At 59.9% G+C, this 20,236-nt stretch carries 22 protein-coding genes; 13 read left to right on the forward strand and 9 right to left on the reverse strand.

Annotated features, from left to right (window positions below):
• Positions 1-9 precede the first annotated feature (9 nt).
• Entirely contained in the window at positions 10-411 is a 402-nt protein-coding gene (locus EOI86_RS23400) for a DUF2946 family protein (protein WP_161973986.1), read from the reverse strand.
• A gap of 282 nt (positions 412-693) precedes the next feature.
• On the opposite strand from EOI86_RS23400, the gene EOI86_RS23405 reads away from it, so the two are divergent.
• Complete coding sequence (locus EOI86_RS23405) at positions 694-1,353, forward strand: ureidoglycolate lyase (protein ID WP_127768098.1); 660 nt, start codon at positions 694-696, stop codon at positions 1,351-1,353.
• Positions 1,354-1,431: 78 nt separating this feature from the next.
• On the forward strand, positions 1,432-1,815 hold the full coding sequence (locus tag EOI86_RS23410; RefSeq protein WP_127768099.1) for an MmcQ/YjbR family DNA-binding protein: 384 nt from the start codon (positions 1,432-1,434) through the stop codon (positions 1,813-1,815).
• A 70-nt stretch (positions 1,816-1,885) separates the two neighbouring features.
• On the opposite strand, the gene EOI86_RS23415 is transcribed toward EOI86_RS23410, so the two are convergent.
• From EOI86_RS23415 to EOI86_RS23435, 5 genes are all read right to left on the reverse strand, one after another.
• Positions 1,886-2,362, reverse strand: coding sequence for a DoxX family protein (locus EOI86_RS23415; protein WP_127768100.1), 477 nt, complete (start codon positions 2,360-2,362; stop codon positions 1,886-1,888).
• A gap of 372 nt (positions 2,363-2,734) precedes the next feature.
• The gene (locus tag EOI86_RS23420) at positions 2,735-2,938 is read right to left on the reverse strand and encodes a DUF6494 family protein (protein WP_127768101.1); all 204 of its coding nucleotides are present in this window, start codon (positions 2,936-2,938) and stop codon (positions 2,735-2,737) included.
• A 29-nt stretch (positions 2,939-2,967) separates the two neighbouring features.
• Positions 2,968-3,981 carry a DUF6352 family protein gene (locus EOI86_RS23425; RefSeq protein WP_127768102.1) on the reverse strand — a complete coding sequence of 338 codons (1,014 nt, stop codon included), beginning with the start codon at positions 3,979-3,981 and terminating at the stop codon, positions 2,968-2,970.
• Positions 3,982-3,983: 2 nt separating this feature from the next.
• On the reverse strand, positions 3,984-4,523 hold the full coding sequence (locus EOI86_RS23430; protein ID WP_127768103.1) for a DUF6505 family protein: 540 nt from the start codon (positions 4,521-4,523) through the stop codon (positions 3,984-3,986).
• Positions 4,524-4,532: 9 nt separating this feature from the next.
• A complete protein-coding gene (locus tag EOI86_RS23435) occupies positions 4,533-5,321 on the reverse strand; it encodes a biotin/lipoate--protein ligase family protein (RefSeq protein WP_127768104.1) in 789 nt (262 codons plus the stop codon).
• A 142-nt stretch (positions 5,322-5,463) separates the two neighbouring features.
• Here EOI86_RS23435 and EOI86_RS23440 point away from each other — a divergent pair, with 142 nt between their 5' ends.
• Complete coding sequence (locus EOI86_RS23440) at positions 5,464-6,399, forward strand: helix-turn-helix transcriptional regulator (RefSeq protein ID WP_205032303.1); 936 nt, start codon at positions 5,464-5,466, stop codon at positions 6,397-6,399.
• Between the two features lie 89 nt (positions 6,400-6,488).
• Here EOI86_RS23440 and EOI86_RS23445 read toward each other — a convergent pair whose 3' ends face one another.
• From EOI86_RS23445 to EOI86_RS23455, 3 genes are read right to left on the reverse strand one after another with little or no spacing between them, the layout of a single operon-like run.
• Positions 6,489-7,328, reverse strand: a complete 840-nt coding sequence (locus EOI86_RS23445) for an ABC transporter substrate-binding protein (RefSeq protein WP_127768105.1) — start codon at positions 7,326-7,328, stop codon at positions 6,489-6,491.
• A gap of 31 nt (positions 7,329-7,359) precedes the next feature.
• Positions 7,360-8,178, reverse strand: coding sequence for an ATP-binding cassette domain-containing protein (locus EOI86_RS23450; RefSeq protein ID WP_127768106.1), 819 nt, complete (start codon positions 8,176-8,178; stop codon positions 7,360-7,362).
• Positions 8,179-8,185: 7 nt separating this feature from the next.
• On the reverse strand, positions 8,186-8,893 hold the full coding sequence (locus EOI86_RS23455) for an ABC transporter permease (protein ID WP_127768107.1): 708 nt from the start codon (positions 8,891-8,893) through the stop codon (positions 8,186-8,188).
• Between the two features lie 343 nt (positions 8,894-9,236).
• Here EOI86_RS23455 and EOI86_RS23460 point away from each other — a divergent pair, with 343 nt between their 5' ends.
• The 10 genes from EOI86_RS23460 to EOI86_RS23505 all read left to right on the forward strand — a co-directional run bounded on the left by EOI86_RS23460 (position 9,237) and on the right by EOI86_RS23505 (position 20,236).
• Positions 9,237-9,857: a hypothetical protein gene (locus EOI86_RS23460; protein ID WP_127768108.1), complete on the forward strand. Its 621-nt coding sequence runs from the start codon at positions 9,237-9,239 to the stop codon at positions 9,855-9,857.
• A 514-nt stretch (positions 9,858-10,371) separates the two neighbouring features.
• On the forward strand, positions 10,372-10,965 hold the full coding sequence (locus tag EOI86_RS23465) for a DUF3305 domain-containing protein (RefSeq protein WP_161973989.1): 594 nt from the start codon (positions 10,372-10,374) through the stop codon (positions 10,963-10,965).
• Positions 10,962-11,714, forward strand: a complete 753-nt coding sequence (locus EOI86_RS23470) for a DUF3306 domain-containing protein (protein WP_127768110.1) — start codon at positions 10,962-10,964, stop codon at positions 11,712-11,714. The genes EOI86_RS23465 and EOI86_RS23470 overlap by 4 nt, the downstream gene beginning before the upstream one ends.
• A 201-nt stretch (positions 11,715-11,915) precedes the next feature.
• Entirely contained in the window at positions 11,916-12,533 is a 618-nt protein-coding gene (locus tag EOI86_RS23475) for a TorD/DmsD family molecular chaperone (protein WP_205032304.1), read from the forward strand.
• A gap of 119 nt (positions 12,534-12,652) precedes the next feature.
• A complete protein-coding gene (locus EOI86_RS23480; RefSeq protein ID WP_127768112.1) occupies positions 12,653-12,847 on the forward strand; it encodes a formate dehydrogenase in 195 nt (64 codons plus the stop codon).
• 160 nt (positions 12,848-13,007) lie between these two features.
• Positions 13,008-15,884 carry a formate dehydrogenase subunit alpha gene (locus EOI86_RS23485; RefSeq protein ID WP_127768113.1) on the forward strand — a complete coding sequence of 959 codons (2,877 nt, stop codon included), beginning with the start codon at positions 13,008-13,010 and terminating at the stop codon, positions 15,882-15,884.
• A gap of 11 nt (positions 15,885-15,895) precedes the next feature.
• The gene (gene fdh3B / locus EOI86_RS23490; protein ID WP_127768114.1) at positions 15,896-16,492 is read left to right on the forward strand and encodes a formate dehydrogenase FDH3 subunit beta; all 597 of its coding nucleotides are present in this window, start codon (positions 15,896-15,898) and stop codon (positions 16,490-16,492) included.
• A gap of 187 nt (positions 16,493-16,679) precedes the next feature.
• On the forward strand, positions 16,680-17,840 hold the full coding sequence (locus EOI86_RS23495; protein WP_240035794.1) for a formate dehydrogenase subunit gamma: 1,161 nt from the start codon (positions 16,680-16,682) through the stop codon (positions 17,838-17,840).
• Between the two features lie 33 nt (positions 17,841-17,873).
• Positions 17,874-19,241, forward strand: coding sequence for a c-type cytochrome (locus EOI86_RS23500; protein ID WP_161973992.1), 1,368 nt, complete (start codon positions 17,874-17,876; stop codon positions 19,239-19,241).
• Positions 19,241-20,236 carry a S1C family serine protease gene (locus EOI86_RS23505; protein WP_127768116.1) on the forward strand — a complete coding sequence of 332 codons (996 nt, stop codon included), beginning with the start codon at positions 19,241-19,243 and terminating at the stop codon, positions 20,234-20,236. The genes EOI86_RS23500 and EOI86_RS23505 overlap by 1 nt, the downstream gene beginning before the upstream one ends.

Genomic DNA, 20,236 nt, shown 5'->3' on the forward strand with positions numbered 1-20,236 from the left:
CAGTGCTGTTCAAGCGGGAGGGGCGCGGCTCAGGAAACCGGTTTGGATGCCGCTATTGGGAGCCGTGCGAAGGGATGCCAGACGATATTTGAACTGGGTCGCGTGGCATACCGCTGTGGCGGCCATGTCCGGCAAGGGTGGGGCGGTGAGCGAGCCGAAGGACTGGCACCATTCGCAATGGGATGGGGCGGATTTTCCACCGCCCTGCGGCGCATCCGCATCCAGGGTGGTCGTTCCATCCGGGGAGCAGATCGCGACCTGTTGCAGGCCAAGGGCTTTCCAACCCAGGTTATCGGTACCCGGGTCGGAAGTCGGCGGCGCGGCAACCGCGCCGGTCATGGCCAATTGGATCAGCAGCCAGATGACTGCCGGCACCACTGCCAGACCGCGAATTTGCCGAAGCCGTCTCATGAAAACCGGACCATCCCCCATATCGACCGTTTAGGCCAATCGAATGCCGGTTTACATCAGTTCTACCCGGTTAGGCCATAGGGAAGCGCGCCAGTGAAACGCGGTAAATTGGCGCGGTAGACTGTCCGGCGGGGACTGTTTTCGTGTTCACGCCGACAAATCCGGCACTTGCGCATCTGGCATGCCGGTCGCGAATGACATATCTGTTTCATGTAACATCATCGAACCGGGCGGGGGCCAGCAACCATGGCCGTCACCGAAAGTAGAAACGAATAGAAGCCGATGAACACCGTTCCGCAGTACATCTTCAAAGCGTCGGACAAGCCGTCTTTGCCGACGATCCAAGTGCCCCTGGTCGTGGCGACGGATGAAACGGTCACGGGGTACGGCAAGCTTGTCGACGACCCAGGCCTGTTCGATATCGAAATTACCCGCTGGCCTGCCCAGGGGTGGCGGCCCGTCGACGAGGATTCGGGGGACGAGGGCGGCACGGTCGAAGGTATCTTTACCTGCGAATGGGAAGGCGACGTACTGTTCGGGCGGAATGAAGCCGTCCACGGATATTACGTGTTGGGGTGGAGCCGAGACCCGCAGGAGGCATCGGAAAGCTCAAGAACCGTGCCGCGCGACCAAGTTTTGCTATGGCATATGAATTATCACCCGGATGGCGGCCAATTGTTCTATCCGCTGGAAAACAAACCCTTCGTCGTGCCGGTTGCCATGCCCGGCGACGACCTGAAGCCGGAAGACGTCATCGCGCTGTGGTGCGACGGAAGCAAGGGCCTCTATATCCACCCGAACATTTGGCATGAAGGCATCTTCAGCGCGGCGCCCAGCTTCCGCTTTCTAGACCGCCAGGGCGCGGTGCATGCCCGGGTCAGCTGCAATCTGGGCGATGAATTCGGCCACTACCTTTCCGTCCCGCTGGTGCGGGAAGCGTGATCAGGAAAGAGTGATCGCGGGCAGGCTTGAGCCTGATATCGCGCACGCCGTACTCTTCAATCACTGGGGGATACGGCTATGACCTATGACGAATACAACGCGTTCTGCGGCAGCCTGCCGGCGACCACCTATGTTTGCCAGTGGGGCGGGTCGCATGTCTGGAAGGTCGGCGGCAAGGTCTTCGCCATCGGCGGCTGGAAGAAGGACGGGGAGGTGGGCATCACCTTCAAAACCTCCGACCTCTCCTACGAAATCCTGAAGGAACAGCCGGGCCTCCGCCCCGCGCCCTATCTGGCGTCACGCGGCATGAAGTGGATTCAACACTACGCCGAACCCGGCCTCGACGACGACGGCTTGAAACAATACCTCACCGAAAGCCATCGGATCGTGGCACTGGGGCTGTCGAAGAAGAAACGCAAAGAACTGGGGCTCGAAGACAGGCTTGATGCCGAAATTCGATAACCCCAGTCCCATAGCTTCAGTCCGAAACCTCCAGGTCTAACGCGCCAACCGGTGGTCTATATGCAAAGGTCTAGATTTCCCGGCCTATTTTTCGATCAAGGGAAAAGGCGCCGCCGCCTTTAACAGCGAAGAACAAGGCGGCTATTCCCCATAAAAGCGGGTATTCAAATCCCTTTGCTGGCCAAAAGAAGCCGTTTGCCGCATGGAACTGGACGGCGGCGGCCATGAATATTGCGACCGCGACGGATACCGGCCGGGTCAACAGTCCCAAAACCAGACAAATGCCCCCGACAAATTCGATTATACCGACCAAAAGGGCCATCAATTCAGGCGCGGGATAGCCCACGGACCCGAAGAAATTGGCGGTGCCCTCAAGCCCGCCACCCCCGAACGCACCAAACAATTTTTGCGCGCCATGCGGAATCAACAAGGCACCGGTCGCGACCCGCAGAGCGAGCCAGGCGAGTTTATCCAAAGATGAGTAAAGCGGCGCCAGCGCTGGTATCACCAGCTTAGAATTCGCCCCCGTTTCGGCATCAACAGCCATTTCAACCTCCCAACGGTTCATTGATCATCTGGCTCTTCCGGCCAGCAAAAGTCACATTAGTTTCATTTGAAACTAAGTCAACGGTATTGGGGGAGGGGTATCCTGACCCGCTTTTGGGTGTCGGTAGTGGTTCGCTGCCTTCGCAAGCATTCGGCAAAGGTGCTCACGACCGTGCTCATGATCTCTATCTTGCCCGTCGAAGGCGGCAGCGCGCCGTGTCTTGTACCCAATCTCGCCCACGTTACGGCAACAAACACGATCGGTCCTTTTTCAGCCGGGATCGGGATAGGCTGTCCCTCGGCAAGGGCTGGCCTGCGGACAATTGTTTCAATGGTTGTTGTACCTGTTTGGCGGTGGAACCGGTCCGACCTCTCACTCGATCTCGATCTCACCGTCGATGGTGATGTCGAGTTCGACGCCGTCTACCGTCAGGCTGACCTGGGCTTTCAGCGGGCCGCTGCCCAGCGTTCCGGCATCGGCGGCGGCGCGCACCGCGGTTTCGATTTCCCGTTGCGAGGTCACGCCGACCTTCTTCAGGAATTTCCGGATCGACATGTTGAAGGCTTCTTCGTTCATTCTGCTTCCTCCCGTAAAGACAATTGCAATCAGGCCGACCGCTTCAGCGGCAGGTTCACCAACAGGTTCTGCGGTTTCATCTGCACCCGGTCGGTCTCGTCCATGGCCAAGGCCAGGTAGACCGGCTTGCCGGCAACATCGTCCAGCACCAGCGCCTGGTCCTTGATTTCCAGCCGGAACAGGCTGAGCAGCCGGGACATCTGGTCCTCGCTCACATCCTCGCCTTGGTAGAGTGTGTTCAGAATAGCGGTCGCGGTGCTGTCCAGGCCGATATGCCAGCGCCATTTCTCGTCGCTGATCGATTGCACCGGATGGATGCGTGTCTCCATGCCCAGGAAATGGCCGATCCAGACCTCCATGGCGCGGCACAGCGCGTCCAGGCCCGGGCGCGGGAAGGTGATGTCCAGCACCGTGTCGAACCGGTCCGAGCGGTCCCAGTACAGATCCGCATTGTCTTCCGTCAGCACGTCCAGCGTGACTTCCCGCATGGTCGCCTGGCCTTCCATCAGCAGGCGCCCCAGATCGCCGAATCCGCCGGTCTGGGAATACATTTCCACCGTGTCTTCGTCGGCCAGCATGATGGCGCCGTCCTCGATGGTCGTGCGCTGGGAACGGAAGAACAGTTCCCCGGCGCGGGCCTGTAGCGGGTTCGCCACGCCGTCCAGCACGTTACGCGTCAAGGCATGGGCCATCTGATCGATGAACAAAGGCGGGATCGCGACTCGTCCGCTGCGGAACAGGCCCAGGTAAAAATCCTCCAGCGTGCCCGCCGTCTTCAAATCCCGCAGGAAACCGCTTAGGACGCGGAAATTGTCCGCCGCGTCCTTGTCCGCGAAAGCATCCAGGCGGGCCGGGTCCGGCTCGGCGGTCGGGTTTTCAAACATTGCCGCATGCAGCGCGCGTTCCGCATCGCAGGATTCCTCAACGGGCGCGACCTCCGGCCGGCGCCAGAAGGCGCGGCAGTATTCGTCGGTCACCGCAAGGCGTCCCTCCGCATTGCGCTCCAATATGTGGAAGCCGCTCGTGCGCCAAAAATCCATCATGCTTACGCTTTGTCCTCATCATCGTGATTGTCGTCCGGAACCAGCGTCCAGATCTTGGTGTGGTCCAGTTTGTCCGGCCGGGCGGCGGTACGGAATCGCTCGATGATCTGGCCGTCCTCGATTTCCCGTTCCACCATCAGCAGGCGTCCGGCGGCATGGCCTTCGCACAGTTCCTCCGCGAAGTCGATTTCCAGTTCCGCGGCCTGGCGGGCAGCTTCTTCCGAAGGCGCGCCATAGGCGTCGACTAGATGTTGAGTTAATTGCGCCACGGCCTGGGCGCGTTCCGCCGCCGTGACCGACGCGACGACGGCCAGGGTCGAGCGCCCGAAACTGCCCAGCCCCAGGAAACCCTGCCCGAAGGCAAGGCGCTGTTTCGCGGGCATCGCCTCCGGATCGGCGCCAACGAATTCGAATCCGCCGGGGATCGCCCATTCACCGGCAGGCGCCGGATGCTCGAAGGCATGGGTGTCGGATTCGTCCAGCCGGATGGTCTTCGGCAGTTTCACGGCGGGTTCGGGCGCGGCGTGGGTATCAGCATTCATTGTCATCACCTATTCCGCCACCCAACTTGGGCCGTGCAAAAGCCAACGCAAGGGGGCTTGCCGTTTCTTGCCGTCGCGGCTGACCATCAAGCCGCCCTGTTCGTCGAGGCCCAGCAGGCGGCCCTTGATCGACCCGCCCGGCAGTTTGAACGCGATTTTCTCCTGATATCCGTCGGCCCGACCGTCCCAGGCGTTGCGAATGGGATCGAAGCCGTCCGCTTCCCATTTCGACACCCAGTTCAGGAAATGCCGTGCGATGCTCTCGACGATCAAGGTCGGTGCGATATCGACGCAGCCTTCATGCATCAGCGATGTGCGCTCAATCGGTTTGCCGGGAATGTCGTCGGTCGGCTCCCCCAAGACGTCCAAGCTGACACGCAGGATCATCCAGTCGGGGACGGGGTCGCTTTTCGCGGAGTCCGGACCCAATCCTTCCGGCAAGGTCACCCTCAGGCCGCCGGCCAGCGCGCCGTTGATCATGATCCTGTCCGGCCAGCCGAAGGTGACCGCGATTTGCGGCGGGATGATGGCGCCCAAGGCGTCGGTGATAGCGACCATCATCACGTGAACGACCTTCAGCGCATCCATCAACGGGCGGTCCGGGCCGAGGATGAAGGCGGCATCGGCGATATCCACCCGGTCGGCGACCACGACGGTGCCTGTCGCATCTTCCCCGCGCGCAATTGTCGCCAATGCGACGTCCAGCGGCGACTCGGACGGGCCGGACAGCATCGGTGTGAAAATAGGGGGCAGGGCGGGTAACTGGCCCGTGCCCGGCATTGTCGGGTTGTCTGTCATTCGATTGGAAAATCTCCCCGTACCCGATATCTGAAACCGGCTTCTTGTTGTGAAGTGGAAAATAGCCTTTGTTTCGGAGAAGACAATTCGGATAGCGACCGGCCATGAGTTTGGCGGGGTGATCGGCGGGCGGATCGGGTAAATGACGGATTTTGAAGAAGGGGCCGATGCCCTGATGACGACGGCGGAGGTGGCCGCCTTGCTGCGCGTCAAGGAGCGGAAGATTTACGAACTGGTGTCTGAGAACCAGATTCCGCATACGAAAGTGACAGGCAAGCTGCTGTTCCCCAAGGCGCTGGTGCGCGATTGGATCAAGTCCGGAACATCGACGGCGGGTGCCCGGTCCCATGTGGACAGGCCCTTGGTGGCGGCGGGCAGCCATGACCCCTTGTTGGACTGGGCCTTGGCGGAATCCGGCTGCGGCATCGGCCCGATGTTCGACGGGTCGCTGGACGGGTTTGCCCGGTTCCGGCGCGGGGAGGCTCTGTTCGCCGGAATCCACGTGCCGGACCCGACCGGAACGACGCATAATTTTCACTTGCTGGACAAAGCGCGGGAGGAGGACCTCTCCCTGGTTTTGGTCACCTGGGCGGTTCGCCGGCAGGGCCTGATGTTCCGGCCGAGGGAAGGCCTGCCGCCGGGCGGCGGGGATCCCTTGTCCGGGCTGGCTGGGTCCGGATTGCGGGTTCAGCGCCGCCAGGATACGGCGGGCAGCCGGGTTCTTCTCGAAGGGTTGTTGGAACGCCACGCGGCAGCGCAAGGCGGAATCGATGCGGTGAACTGGTCCGAAACAGCGGCCCGGACGGAAACGGAAGCCGCGCTGGCGGTTCTGGAAGGGGCGGCGGACGCGACCTTCGGGATAGAGACGGTCGCGAAGCGTTTCAAACTGACCTTCGTGCCCGTGGCGACCGAGCGCTATGACATCTTGATCGCTCAGAACGACTTCTTCGCATCCGCCTTTCAGAAACTGTTGGTCTTCGCCCGCTGCGCAGCGTTTGCGGAAAAGGCAGCCGCGCTCGGGGGCTATGACATCGCTCTACTAGGGACCACGCCAGACCGAACTGCGTCATTTAGCTAAATAGAAAACGGGCGCCGGTTTCACCCAACGCCCGCTTTAAAGATATTCAGCTAAATCAGTTTTCTAGCAGAGATATCTGCTGGAAAGAATTAGCTTCCGGCTTTATCCGCATTCGGGAAGAACAGCTGCTTGCCGTCCACCATATAAGCGCCGATTGCCTCTTGCCCGGCGGGCGAGAGCATCCAGTCGATGAAGACCTGGCTTTCCTTCACCTTCACATGCGGGTGCTTTTCCGGGTTCACGGCGATGATGCCGTACTGATTGAACATGGCGGCATCGCCTTCGACGGCGATTTGATAGTCGCCCTTGTTGCCGAATTTGATCCAGGTGGCGCGGTCGGTCATCACATAGGCCCCCATGCCGATGCCCGTATTCAACGTCGCCCCCATGCCGGATCCGGTTTCCCGATACCAGCCACCGGCCGGTTCGACACCGGCGGCCTTCCACAAGCTGCGTTCCTTTTTATGGGTTCCGGAATCGTCGCCGCGGGAAGCGAAGGGCGCTTCCGACGCGGCGATCTTTTTCATCGCCGCTTTCACCTCGCTCATGCCGGCAACCCCGGCGGGATCGTCCGCGGGGCCGACAATGACGAAGTCGTTATACATAAGGTCGGACCGTTTCACGCCGAAGCCGTCGGCAACGAACTTTTCCTCGGCGCTCTTGGCATGAACCAGCAACACGTCGCCATCGCCGTTGCGGGCGTTCTTGATCGCCTGGCCGGTGCCGACCGCGACGACGCGGACCTCGATGCCTTTCTCCTTCTGGAAGATCGGCAGCAGATAGTCGTAAAGGCCGGAATTCAGGGTCGAGGTCGTGGATTGCACCGTGATGAACGGCATATCCGCGGCGACGGCTTGGCCCAGGGTCACTGCCGCGGCGCCGGCAAAGGCGGCGGCGAGGACAAATCTGCGGGTGAAGGTTCTGTTCATGTTTCTCACTCCCGTGTTTTCGTTGAAAGGATCAGATGACGAGTTGGCCGCTCAGATAGGCGCGGGCCTCTTCCGATTGCGGCTGGGTAAAAAAGGTCTCAGCCGGTGTGAACTCCGCGATCCGACCTTGCGACACAAAGACCACCTCGTCGGCGATCCGTTTCGCTTGGCCCATGTCATGGGTCACCATGACGATTTTTGTGCCGCGTTCGTGGCTGCTTTGGATCAACCCTTCGATGGCATGCGTCGCCTGTGGGTCCAGGCTGGCGGTCGGCTCGTCAAGCAACAGCATTTCCGGAGATGCGGCTAAGGCCCGTACTGTGGCCAGCCGCTGTTGCTCACCGCCGGAAAGGGACCGGGCCGGCTGGTCTCGCCGATCCTGGAGATTTCCCAGCGTGAGCAGTTCTTCGAGCCGGGCGGCGCGTTCGGCGCGCGGTACCCGCAGCACACGCAGAGCATGGGTCAAGTTCGCCGCGACGGACCGGCGCAGCAGCACCGGGCGCTGCAAGACGATCGAAACCGGGGGCGCGCCAGACGGCATGCCGCCCGTCGCGCTCCCCGGCGTACCCCCCTGGGTACCTTGTCTGGAATTCCAATCCCGTCGCCAGGTAAGCTTCCCGCGGGTCGGGCTTATCAATCCCTGCATCAGGCGCAGCAGCAGGCTCTTGCCGGCGCCGTTCGGGCCCATGATGACGGTGCGGTTGCCTGGGCCGATGGTCAGCGAAACATCGTGCAGCAGATCAGCTCCATTGACCCCGAAGCAGACGTTTTCCAGTGATACCGGCAGCAAGGGCGTCGGGGCAGTTCGGTCGGACTGCCCGATCCCGGCAAAGCCTTGTTGCGTGCTCATCGTGTCCTCAGACATAGGCCAACCGCTTGGCGCTGCCGCGCAGGCTCATAACCGCCGCGTTGATCAGCAGGGACAGGGATATCAGCACCAGCCCCAGCCCCAAGGCCAACGACAGGTTCCCGCGCGACGTCTCCAGCGCGATGGTCGTGGTCATGACCCGTGTCACATGGTTGATATTGCCGCCGACGATCAGCACCGCGCCAACCTCTGCCGCGGCCCGTCCGAAACCCGCCAAGGCCCCGGTGATCAGGGAGTAGCGTGCGTCCCAGAGCAAGCTGGGAACGGCGCGGGCGCCGAATAGGCCCATGCTGCGGAACTGTTCGTCATATTCCTGATAAAGGTCCTCGACCACCTGCCGGGTCATAGCCGTGACGATCGGGGTCACCAATACGGCCTGCGCGATGATCATCGCGGTCGGTGTATAGAGCAGGGCGAGCGGGCCGAGCGGTCCGGACCGGGACAGCAGCAGATAAAGAAACAGGCCGGCGACCACCGGCGGCAATCCCATGAAGGCGTTCACGATGACGACGATGACGGTTCGGCCGGGGAAGCGCGCCACGGCGAGGAAGGCACCGAAGGGGAAACCGATCAGGCAGCCGATGAAGACCGCACTTAAAGTGACGCGCAGGGATAGGAAGACGATCTCAGTCAGGTCCGAATCGAAGGTCAGCAGCAAACGACCTGCTTCCCAGAAGGCGGACTGAAGTTCCTGCACGCGGCGATGTCTCCCACCCGGACTATGTACTATGTGATGAATTATGTTTTTTTATGTTGTTTTCTTCGACGTTTTATCAGTTTCACTTGCTTGGTCAAGGGATCTGCGGGTTTGGCTGGTTTTGTCGGATTTGAAAGCGTTGCTCGAAGATTGGCTAACGCGTGCCGTTCGTTGACGATTCCCAGGATTTGGCTGGCGCTGTGAACGTCTGTTGACGATGTCCGGTGGTCAAGCGCGTGGAATACACGTTACGGTTTGGTGCTCATTCTCTTATATGACCGGCATGAGTGGCAGGCGATTTCTGGATGGGCGCTTGAACGCCTTGATGAAAAGGGAGATTGGCATGTTGAAGAGTGCAATTGCCGGGTTGGCGATGACCGGGTTGGCGATAACCGGGTTAGGTGCGGGCACGGCGGAGGCCGCCACGGTCGGTTTTGGCGATACTGAATTGTTCGGTGTCAGCAGCTATAGCGAGGGCGGGTTCACTTTTGAACGTTTTAGCGGAGACCAGATCGTCAAGGCCCCTAATGACCCCAACAATACCGGCAATTTCAATGGCTTCGATTCAGTCCTTCTCGAACTGGATATCGAACAGGGGGCAGCGGAAACGCGCATCACCTTCAATGGAGGGGCCGCTTTTTCATTCCTTTCCGTTCTTGCCAGCCAATCCCAGGCATTGAACCCTCTCATCTTTACCGGGGTTTTTGCAGATACGACGACGATTGTATCGGAAGTTTTCGCTTCCAACGCGCCTCTCGTCCCAGCCGCAACCCTGAATTTTACGGGGTTCACGAATATCGTTGAACTTCGGGTGGCAACCAACGGCAATACTTTCGGCCTTTTCGACAATTTTGTTTTTGAAGAGGGTGTCCAGGCAGTTCCCGTGCCGATGGCGCTTCCTCTTCTAGCGTCGGCCTTGGCGGGCCTCGGCCTGTTCGGTTTTCGAAAACGCCGACGCGCGTAACCGACCAATCTGGAAGATGGTGCAAGCGAAGTCCCTGCCTTCAGGTGGGGATTTTTCGTTGCGATGGATGGAAATCAGAGAATGCGGGACGCAGACTAATTCCGTGCGGTTGGCATGGCCTGTCCAAGAAAGATAGCGGCGCAGCATTTTATGTTTGTTGCCTAGGGCCCTCGAGCACTGATCGCGCCGGTTGCCGGATCGATGGGGTCTACGCTTCTTGGACCTTTTCTACGTGGATTCGGTCATTCACTCTTGGGGACGAATGTTGGGGGCATGGGATCGTCGGGTTTGCCGCTCCGTTTTCGCCGTCGGATATGTGATTTCTGTTGAAATTTGTCTTTATTTTCGATCTCCCGACCATTCATCCGCCGACTCGAAAAAATATGCTGCTACATAGGGTTAGACCCCTCGACGAAGCCCGGCCCGGTGCTATGTTGATTGGGTAAGGCCATCCGCGAAGAGATGTGTTTTACCGCGTCGGTGTGTGACTGGCGCAAGGGTTGGGAGAGTAGACGTGTCCGAACTGAATTCGGGGGCGAATCCAGGTTCAGAACTGAAAGACGAGCTTCCTGTGGGAATCGTCGCGGAAAAGCGGCGGATCGATCACCCATGGCAGGAGTTCAAGTGGTTGCCTGTCGCGGTTGTTCCGGGCGCCGGGCCGAATGACGGCTGGCTGAAGACTGGGGGCGGCGATGGGTACGAGCAATTTCTTATCGGGACTCTGACGGTCGAGGTCTTCCGGAAAGAGACGGAGGCCTACAAAGCCAACTTGTCCGGCACCCGCCCCAGCGTCTATGTGGTGCTGCGCACCGCGGAAGATCCTGACGATCCGGAAATCCGCGCCGTCTTCGCCACGGTGTCCCCTTATGAAGCGCAGGATTATCTGGATACGGGCGAAGACATCGTCGAGCCGGTCCCATTGCCCGAAAGTATGGCGGCTTGGCTGCAGGCCTTCATTGACCGGCACCATGTCGACGAACCGTTCAAGAAGAGAAAGCGTAAGGATTTCAAAGACGAAGAGCCTAAATTTGGTAAGGTTCTTCATCCCAGTGAGCAGCGCTTTTACAAGACCGGCGCACGCGATCTGTTGGGCGAGGGGGGCGAATGAGCGATAGCGGTTCCCGTCTCTCACGTTGGTCGCAGATGAAGTCGGAAGCGCGGCGTCAGAGCCGTGTGCGCTTCTCGGTGCCGGAGGAGGAAGTCGCCGCGCCTGTTGCCGCAACCGAGAATGCTGGTGAAACGGCAGATGAATGTGCGCCGTTGGATATCGAAGAAGCGGTGCTGTCTGTCGAACCCAGCAATGTCGCCGAGGCAAGCCAAGATCCGCGCGATGATGCCCCGGATTTGCCCGATATCGAGGATTTGGATGGGGCTTCCGACTATTCCGCCTTCATGTCGGACAAGGTCTCCGACACGGTGCGGAACATGGCCCTTCGGAAATTATGGCGCACGGATTCGGTCTTCGCCAATCTCGACGGTCTGATCGACTATGGGGAAGACTTCACGGATGCGGCGACCGTGGTCGAAGGGATGAAGTCGGTCTATACGGTTGGGCGCGGCATGGTCGACTACGAAGCCGAGGATGCCGCCAAGCTTGCGGCGCAAGAAGCGGAGGCAGCTGAGGCGCAATTGTCGGGCGGCGCCGGAGAGGCTCCGGCGGATACTGAAAATGACAATCTTGATGGTGCGGACGAAAGTGACGTCGTGCGTCGGGATGTCGCGGAGGATGGTGAGCGTGAGGCTCTCGATTCTAACATTGAACATCAGAGTGATTACATAATTAACTCTAATCAAAAGAAAATAGAGAGTTCTGATGGCGCAATCGTTGACCCGGAGAAGCGGGAGGCGAGTGTTTGATTGGTAAGAGTTTCGCCGCATGGGCGCGCGCTAAGAATTGTTGCCGGCGCATGGAGAAGTTTAGTAGACCTTAGAACGATTCAAGGATAGTCTGAGGCAAAGGTAATATAAGATTGGATGGATTCGTATGCCTGTATTCGTTTGGACGGCGGAGCGGGTAACGGAAAACCAGCCAAGGTGCAGGGTAGGGAAGGAACTTTGGTGCCAGAGTCTGTTGCAGCGGCCGTGAATGATATTGCTCCGGAAGATCGGGGACGGGCGATACTATACTCATTCCTCGCCAAGGTTCTCTATGCCGCACCAAAGCAGGACATCACCGAAACAGCCCAATATTATGCCAGCGACGATTCTGAATTAGGACGTTCTTTCAAAGAGTTCTTGTCTGCTTTCAAGGGTTCGGATGAGGCTGTCGTCGGGCGAGAATATCATGATCTTTTCATCGGCGTCGGGCGTGGTGAACTGCTGCCATTCGGCAGTTATTACCTGACCGGATTTCTGAACGAAAAACCGTTGGCAGAGCTTCGCGCCGACCTCAACGAGTTGGGGTTCGAGCGCGCGATGGGCGTCAGCGAGCCCGAGGATCATATCGCAACCCTTTGCGATGTGATGAGCCAACTCGTCGTCGGCACCGCGGATGGCGAATTCACGCTTTTCGATCAAGACAGGTTTTTCGCCGCCCATCTGAAGCCTTGGGCGGGCAAGTTTTTCGCCGACCTTCAATCGGCGAAGAAGGCCGATCTGTACCGAACCATCGGTCGGATCGGTGAAGTGTTCATGACGATTGAGGAGGACGGGTTCTCGATGATCGCGCGGGCCTGAAGGTCCGGCGGTCAATGGAAAGTCCCGGTCGCAGCGGCCGTCATGAAATTCACCGCCGGATTGGCAGGTTGCTCCGATAGGAGGAACGCCGGGCCGGCACATTTGGGAGACTTTTGAACATGGCAACGCAAAGCAAGGAAGAAGTCAGCCGTCGCGCTTTCTTCGGGGCGGCCGGTAAGGGCGCCGCGATTGGATTGGGCACGGTCGTGGCTGCGGCCAGCGGTGCGCAGGCGGCCGAGGTGGAAGCACCCGGCGGTCAGCACTATCGCGCAACCGACCACGTGAAGACTTATTACAATTCGGCCAAGTTCTAACGTGTCCCGGCGCGCAGACGGATGCACAGCATCCGCGGCGCCGACGATAACGAAAGAACCTGGGAAACAGGGATAGCAAAATCCGGCAAGCTTTTGAAATAACCTGGAAACAGGCTTTTAAAATCAAGATCGGATTGCTCAATCAGAAGGATAGAAGGGTATGCTTCGCAAAAAGACAAACGGGGTTGCATTCGGCCCCCGGGCGTCGCTAGCCGCCGGCTCAGGCCGCGGCGAAGTCGTCGATAGACGGACGTTCCTGACCCGCTCCGGCCTTGTGGCCGGAACCGCCGCCGCCGTAGCGGCCGCACCGGCAGGTCTCGTCACTCGGAAGGCTCGCGCGCAATCGGCAGGCGCCAGCCGCACGATCCAGACAGTGAAGAGCGTGTGTACGCACTGCTCCGTCGGCTGCACGGTGATCGCGGAAGTGGATAACGGCGCTTGGATCGGGCAGGAGCCCGGTTTCGACAGTCCGTTCAACCTGGGTGCCCATTGCGCCAAAGGGGCCTCGGTCCGTGAACACGCCCATGGTGAACGCCGCCTGAAATACCCGACGAAACTCGTCGACGGGAAATGGACGCGCGTTTCCTGGGAAGATGCGATCAACGAGATCGGCGACAAAATGTTGGAGATCCGCGAGCAGTCGGGACCGGATTCGGTCTACTGGCTGGGATCGGCGAAGCATAGCAACGAACAGGCCTATCTGTTCCGGAAGTTCTACGCTTTCTGGGGCACCAACAACGGTGACCATCAGGCGCGTATCTGTCATTCGACCACGGTTGCGGGTGTTGCGAACACCTGGGGCTACGGCGCGATGACGAACTCTTACAACGATATCCACAATTCCCGCGCCATCTTCATCATCGGCGGGAACCCGGCCGAGGCCCATCCGGTCTCGCTGCTCCACGTTCTGAAGGCGAAGGAACAGAACAACGCGCCGCTCATCGTCTGCGACCCGCGCTTCACGCGCACGGCCGCTCATGCCGATGAATATGTCCGGTTCCGTCCGGGCTCCGACGTTGCGCTGATCTGGGGCCTTCTCTGGCACATTTTCGACAATGGCTGGGAAGACAAGGAATTCATTCGCCAGCGTGTCTGGGGCATGGATCAGATCAAGGAAGAAGTGAAGCGTTGGACGCCGGAAGAGACCGAGCGCGTCACGGGCGTCCCCGGCTCGCAGCTGAAGCGGGTCGCGCGCACCATGGCGAACAACCGTCCGGGTACCGTGATTTGGTGCATGGGCGGTACGCAGCACACCAACGGTAACAACAACACCCGCGCTTACTGCATCCTGCAATTGGCTTTGGGCAACATGGGTGTTTCCGGCGGCGGCACGAATATTTTCCGCGGCCATGACAACGTTCAGGGCGCCACCGACCTCGGCGTGCTCTGCCATACCCTGCCGGGTTACTACGGCATCAAGACCGGCTCATGGAAACATTGGTCGCGTGTCTGGGATGTCGATTACGACTACATGCTCGGCCGGTTTGCCTCAAAGGACCTGATGGAGACCGCCGGCATGCCGGTGTCTCGCTGGATCGACGGCGTGCTGGAGGCGAAAGACAGCCTGCAGCAGCCCGACAATCTGCGGGCCATGGTGTTCTGGGGTCACGCGCCGAACTCTCAGACCCGTCTGAAGGAAATGAAGACGGCGATGGAGAAACTGGACCTGCTGGTGGTCGTCGATCCATATCCGACGGTCAGCGCGGTGCTGAGCGACCGGAAGGACGGTGTCTATCTGCTGCCGGCCGCGACGCAGTTCGAGACCTATGGGTCCGTCACCGCGTCCAACCGGTCCCTGCAATGGCGTGACAAGGTGTTCGATCCACTGTTCGAATCGCTGCCCGACCACACCATCATGTACAAATTCGCCAAGAAGTTCGGATTCGCGGACGAGATGTTCAAAAACATCTCGGTCGAAAATGACGAACCGAATGTCGAAGAGACCCTGTTGGAAATCAACAAGGGCATGTGGACCATCGGCTATACCGGCCAGACGCCGGAACGGCTGAAGAAGCACATGGCGAACCAGTACACCTTCGACAAGACCACGCTGCAGGCAGTCGGCGGGCCGTGCGACGGTGAGTATTACGGGTTGCCTTGGCCTTGCTGGGGAACGGCGGAAATGGGGCATCCCGGAACGCCGAACCTGTACGATCCGTCCAAGCCGGTGGCTGAAGGCGGTTTGACCTTCCGCGCCCGGTTCGGTGTGGAACGCGATGGGGACAATCTGCTTGCAGAGGGTTCCTATTCCGTCGGATCGGAAATCAAGGACGGGTATCCTGAGTTCACGATGGCCATGCTGACCAAGCTCGGCTGGGACGGTGATCTGACGGCGGACGAAAAGGCCGCCATCGATGCCGTCGCGGGCGAGAAGACGAACTGGAAGACCGACCTGTCCGGCGGTATCCAGCGCGTCGCCATCAAGCATGGTTGTGCGCCCTTCGGAAACGCCAAGGCCCGTTGCGTGGTGTGGAACTTCCCGGATCCGGTGCCGACGCATCGCGAACCGCTCTACACGTCGCGGCGCGATCTTGTCGCCGATTACCCGACCTACGAGGACCGCGTGATGTATCGTCTGCCGACGATGTTCGCGTCGATCCAGAAGAAGGATTTCTCACAGGACTTCCCGACGATCCTCACCTCCGGCCGTCTGGTCGAATACGAGGGCGGCGGGGACGAAACCCGCTCCAACCCGTGGCTTGCGGAGTTGCAGCAGGACATGTTCGTCGAGATCAATCCGCGCGACGCCAACAATCTCGGCATCCGGGACAAAGACATGGTGTGGGTCCACGGGCCGGAAGGCGCCAAGGTCAAGGTGATGGCGATGGTCACCGAACGGGTCGGTTCAGGTGTTGCCTTTATGCCCTTCCATTTCGGTGGGCATTTCGAGGGCAAGGACCTGCGCGACAAGTACCCGGAAGGGGCTGACCCATACGTCCTTGGGGAATCAACAAACACGGCACAAACATACGGCTATGACTCGGTGACCAATATGCAGGAAACCAAAGCCACCCTGTGCCGCATCGAACGCGCGTGAGGAGACGATAAATGGCTAGAATGAAGTTCCTCTGCGACGCCGAGCGCTGCATCGAATGCAACGCCTGCGTCACGGCGTGTAAGAACGAGCATGAAGTGCCCTGGGGCATCAACCGGCGGCGGGTCGTGACCATCAACGATGGCAAGCCCGGCGAACGGTCGATCTCGGTGGCCTGCATGCATTGCTCTGATGCGCCTTGCATGGCCGTTTGCCCGGTCGACTGTTTCTATCAAACCGATGACGGCGTGGTCCTTCACTCCAAGGACCTCTGCATCGGCTGCGGCTATTGCTTCTACGCGTGCCCGTTCGGCGCGCCGCAATATCCGCAGGCGGGCAATTTCGGAAGCCGCGGCAAGATGGACAAATGCACCTTCTGCAACGGCGGTCCGGAAGAAGACATGTCGGAAGCCGAATTCCAGAAATACGGCCGCAATCGCCTGGCTGAGGGCAAGCTTCCGCTTTGCGCGGAAATGTGCTCGACCAAGGCATTGCTCGCGGGTGACGGGGACGTTGTTTCCGGCATTTACCGCGAACGCGTCGTCGCCCGCGGCTTCGGCAGCGGCGCCTGGGGTTGGGGCACGGCCTATGATCAGAAGGGCGGGTCGTAACCCATCTTTCGAGGTTGTGTGACAGTTGATGGGGGAGGCGACCGTGCTGGGCAGGGTCGCCTCTCTTGTCGATTGCCCCGCTGGATGTCGAATCCAATGGAATGTCTACCCATGTGGAATGTCCGATAAACCAGGCCATTGATAAGCCCGCGAAGCCTTGGCGCCTGTCGGACCTTCGGAGGAAAAGATGAAACGGTCGATGATTGCTACGAGAAGACTGAGCGGCTTGATCGCGTCCATGGTGGTGGCCGCGGTATTGTTGATGCTGGCACAGCCGGTTATGGCGCAAAACTCATCATCCGTCCGGCCGCCCGAGAGCGCTGTCGGCGGGGCCGTTCCCGGCAATACGCTCGGTACCGAAAGCGATGCCGATCAGTGGCGCGCCATTGAATCGGGCGCGGCGGGAACAACCAGCGCCGGCGGTTTCAACGCCAATGTGCTGATCCAGAATCCGGTCCTGACCGCTGGCGCCAATGCGGGGACTATCGGCCGAACAGTCAGTTCCGGCATGCGTTGGTTGGAAGTCCGCAATGGGCCGTTGCAGAAATATGGCAGCTATGGCCTCGGCGCGATTATCGTGGTCCTCGTGTTGTTTTTCGCAATCCGGGGACGGGTCAGGATTGAGCACGGCGCGGCGGGCCGGACGATCGAGCGCTTCAAACTGATCGAACGGATCGGCCATTGGCTGACGGCGGTTTCCTTCGTGCTGCTTGGTCTGACCGGTTTGTGGCTGCTCTACGGCAAGACCATTCTCATCCCCTATATCGGCCACGAGGCCTACGCGTCGATCGCCTATGTCGGCAAGCATATCCACCATTATTTCGGCTTTGCTTTCATGGTTGGGCTGGTGCTGATCTTCGTGATGTGGGTCCGTCACAACATTCCGAACATGATCGACGTAAAATGGGCTGCGAAGGGCGGCGGCGTTCTGGTAAAGGGCGTTCATCCGCCGGCGGAGAAGTTCAATGGCGGACAGAAGGTCATTTTCTGGGCGACGATTCTGGGGGGCGTGTCCCTGTCGCTGTCCGGTCTTGCCTTGATGTTCCCGGGTGAACTGCCTGCAATGTTCGCCAAGACCTTCGCGCTTATCAATATGCTGGGTTTCTCGCTACCGACGGAGCTCTCCCCGGTTCAGGAACTGCAATTGTCCCAATTGTGGCATTCGATCGTGGCGCTGATCATGATCGTCATCATCATCGCGCATATCTATATCGGCACCATCGGGATGGAAGGTGCGTTCGATGCTATGGGAACGGGCGATGTCGATGTGAACTGGGCCAAGGAGCATCACAGCCTTTGGGTCGAGGAAGTCGAACGGAAACAGGCAAGGAAAATGCCCGCGGAATAGGCGGTGCGTCGGGCGTTTGACTGAATGCTTGGTATGGATCGCAAACAGACGATGGCCAGTGCGCTCTTAAGGGGCGCGCTGGCCCTCTTTGTTTCTGCCCCTATGCTGATCGCTTCGGGCGGTCCGGGGCATGCGGACCTTGTCGCCCATACGGCGCCGGTCCGTGACATCGTCATATCCAAGGACGGGCATCGTGCCTTGACGACCGGGTTCGATGACCTTGTCATCCTTTGGGATCTTGAGACGAGCGAGCCCAAGTTGGAATTCGTCGGGCATGAGGCCGCGGTCAATGCGGCGGCCTTCCTGGACGATGGTCGGATCGCATCCGTCGGCGATGACGGCACGTTGCGGGTTTGGGACGCGAAAACCGGCAAACCGCTTCTCAATATCCAAGCGCATTCAAAGAAGTCCGTTTCTGTGGCGGTATCGCCGGATGGCCGCTTCATCGCAACCGGGGCGTGGGACAGGCTGGCCAAAGTTTGGGACGCCACCACGGGTGAGGCGGTTCGGGTGTTCGATGGCCACCGGGCGAGTATTAATGTCGTCGCCTTCACAGGGGACGGAAAGTACGTTCTATCGGGGGGCTATGGCGGGTATGTCTGGCTTTGGCCCGTCGATCCGCAAGGCGGCGAGGCACGCCTTATCGCTTCCACCGGCTTCCCAGTGAACGACATGGCGGTCAGTGGGGATGGAAAAGTCCTGGTGGTGGGCGCGGCGGATGGGATGGTGCGGACATTCAGCCTGCCCGACGGCAAGGAACTTCATGAGTATAGCGGCCATAAAGGCGCCGTGCTCGCCGTTGCAGTCAATGGGGATGGAGGGGTAATCGCATCCGGTGCGACCGATGGATATTTGCTGCTGTGGGATGGCGGCGAGCAACCCAAGGAACGCTTGCCGGTCGAGTATTATCGCGCGGTCTGGTCGATCGCTTTCACGCCGGAGGCCGATGCAGTCTATGCGGCCGGGGTCGACAGTGTCGCCCGGGGCTGGACCGTGGCTACCGGCGAACCTGTGGGCGGCGCGACGACACCGTTCCAACCCATCGAACGGGTCGATGCAGCCTTGCAGAATTCGGACGATATCGTCGAGCGCGGCAGTTTTCATTTCCGGAAATGCGCCGTCTGCCATTCGCTTTCCGATGACGGACGGCATCGCGCCGGGCCGACCTTGGAGGGTATTTTCGGTCGCAAGGTCGGTACACATCCGGGCTATGACTATTCGGCGGCGCTGACGAATTCGGATATCGTTTGGACGCCTGAAACCCTGTCGCGTTTGTTCGAAATCGGCCCGGACGTCATGCTCCCCGGGACCAAGATGCCGCTCCAGAAACTGCCGAACCAGGAAGACCGCGACGCTTTGGTCGAATTCTTGAAGGCAAAGACCCAGGGAGGATCGGATTGATGGGGCGTCGCACCATCCATGTCGTATCCGTATTCCTGCTGTTTGCCGTCTTCGCTATCGGACCTGCTGCCGGTCCTGTTTACGCGGCCGACCGGGTGGCGGTTATCGGCAAGGCGCTGCAATCGGTCGTCAGCGTATTGCCGCTTTGGCCGGGGCAACCCCAAGGCGGCGGTGCGGATATTCCCGCGGGGGCTGCGCCGGAAGGAACGGGCGTGGTTTTGGACGGGGCGGGGCATATCGCGACGGCCTTGCATGTTGTCGAACGGTCACTGTCGGTATCGGTGCGTTTGCCGGATGGCCGGATCTTGCCGGCGGCCCTGATTGCCGGTGATTTGGCGACGGATATAGCGGTTTTGAAGATCAACGCGGTCCTGCCTGCCTTCGAGGAAGCGGGCCAAGCCCAGGTCGGACAGTCCGTTTGCGCGATTGGCAATGCGTTTGGATTCGATCTTTCCGTAACATGCGGCATCGTCTCCGCCACCCGGCGCACGGGCATGGGATTCAATGCGATAGAGGACTTCGTCCAGACAGATGCCGCCATGAATCCGGGATCGAGCGGCGGGGCCTTGATCGACGACGAAGGGCGGCTTGTCGGGATGCTGTCCGCGATCATCACGAAAGAGTCCGACGCGGATGCGGGTTTCAACCTGGCGGTCTCGCAGGGCTTGCTGCGGCGAGTGACGGGGGACCTTATTGCCGCGGGTAAGGTGGACCGCAGCATCAGTGGGATCGGTTTCGCCGGTCTTTCCTTCAAGCAGCGTGCAGACGGGACCGGTGTCCTGGTTCGGACGATCCGGGCGGGCGGTGCAGGCGATGCCGCCGGACTGCGACAGGGCGATATCGTGCAATGGATAGATGGTCGCCGGATCGATCGTCCGACCGACGCGATGACCGCGCTGTATCTTCGACGCCCGGGTGAGGCGGCCGAGATCGCCTTCAAGCGCCAGGGAAATGAAATGTCGACGCGGTTGGTCTTGAATGGATTGACCCAATAA

This window comes from Hwanghaeella grinnelliae, from assembly GCF_004005845.1.
Lineage (GTDB): Bacteria > Pseudomonadota > Alphaproteobacteria > UBA8366 > Aestuariispiraceae > Hwanghaeella > Hwanghaeella grinnelliae.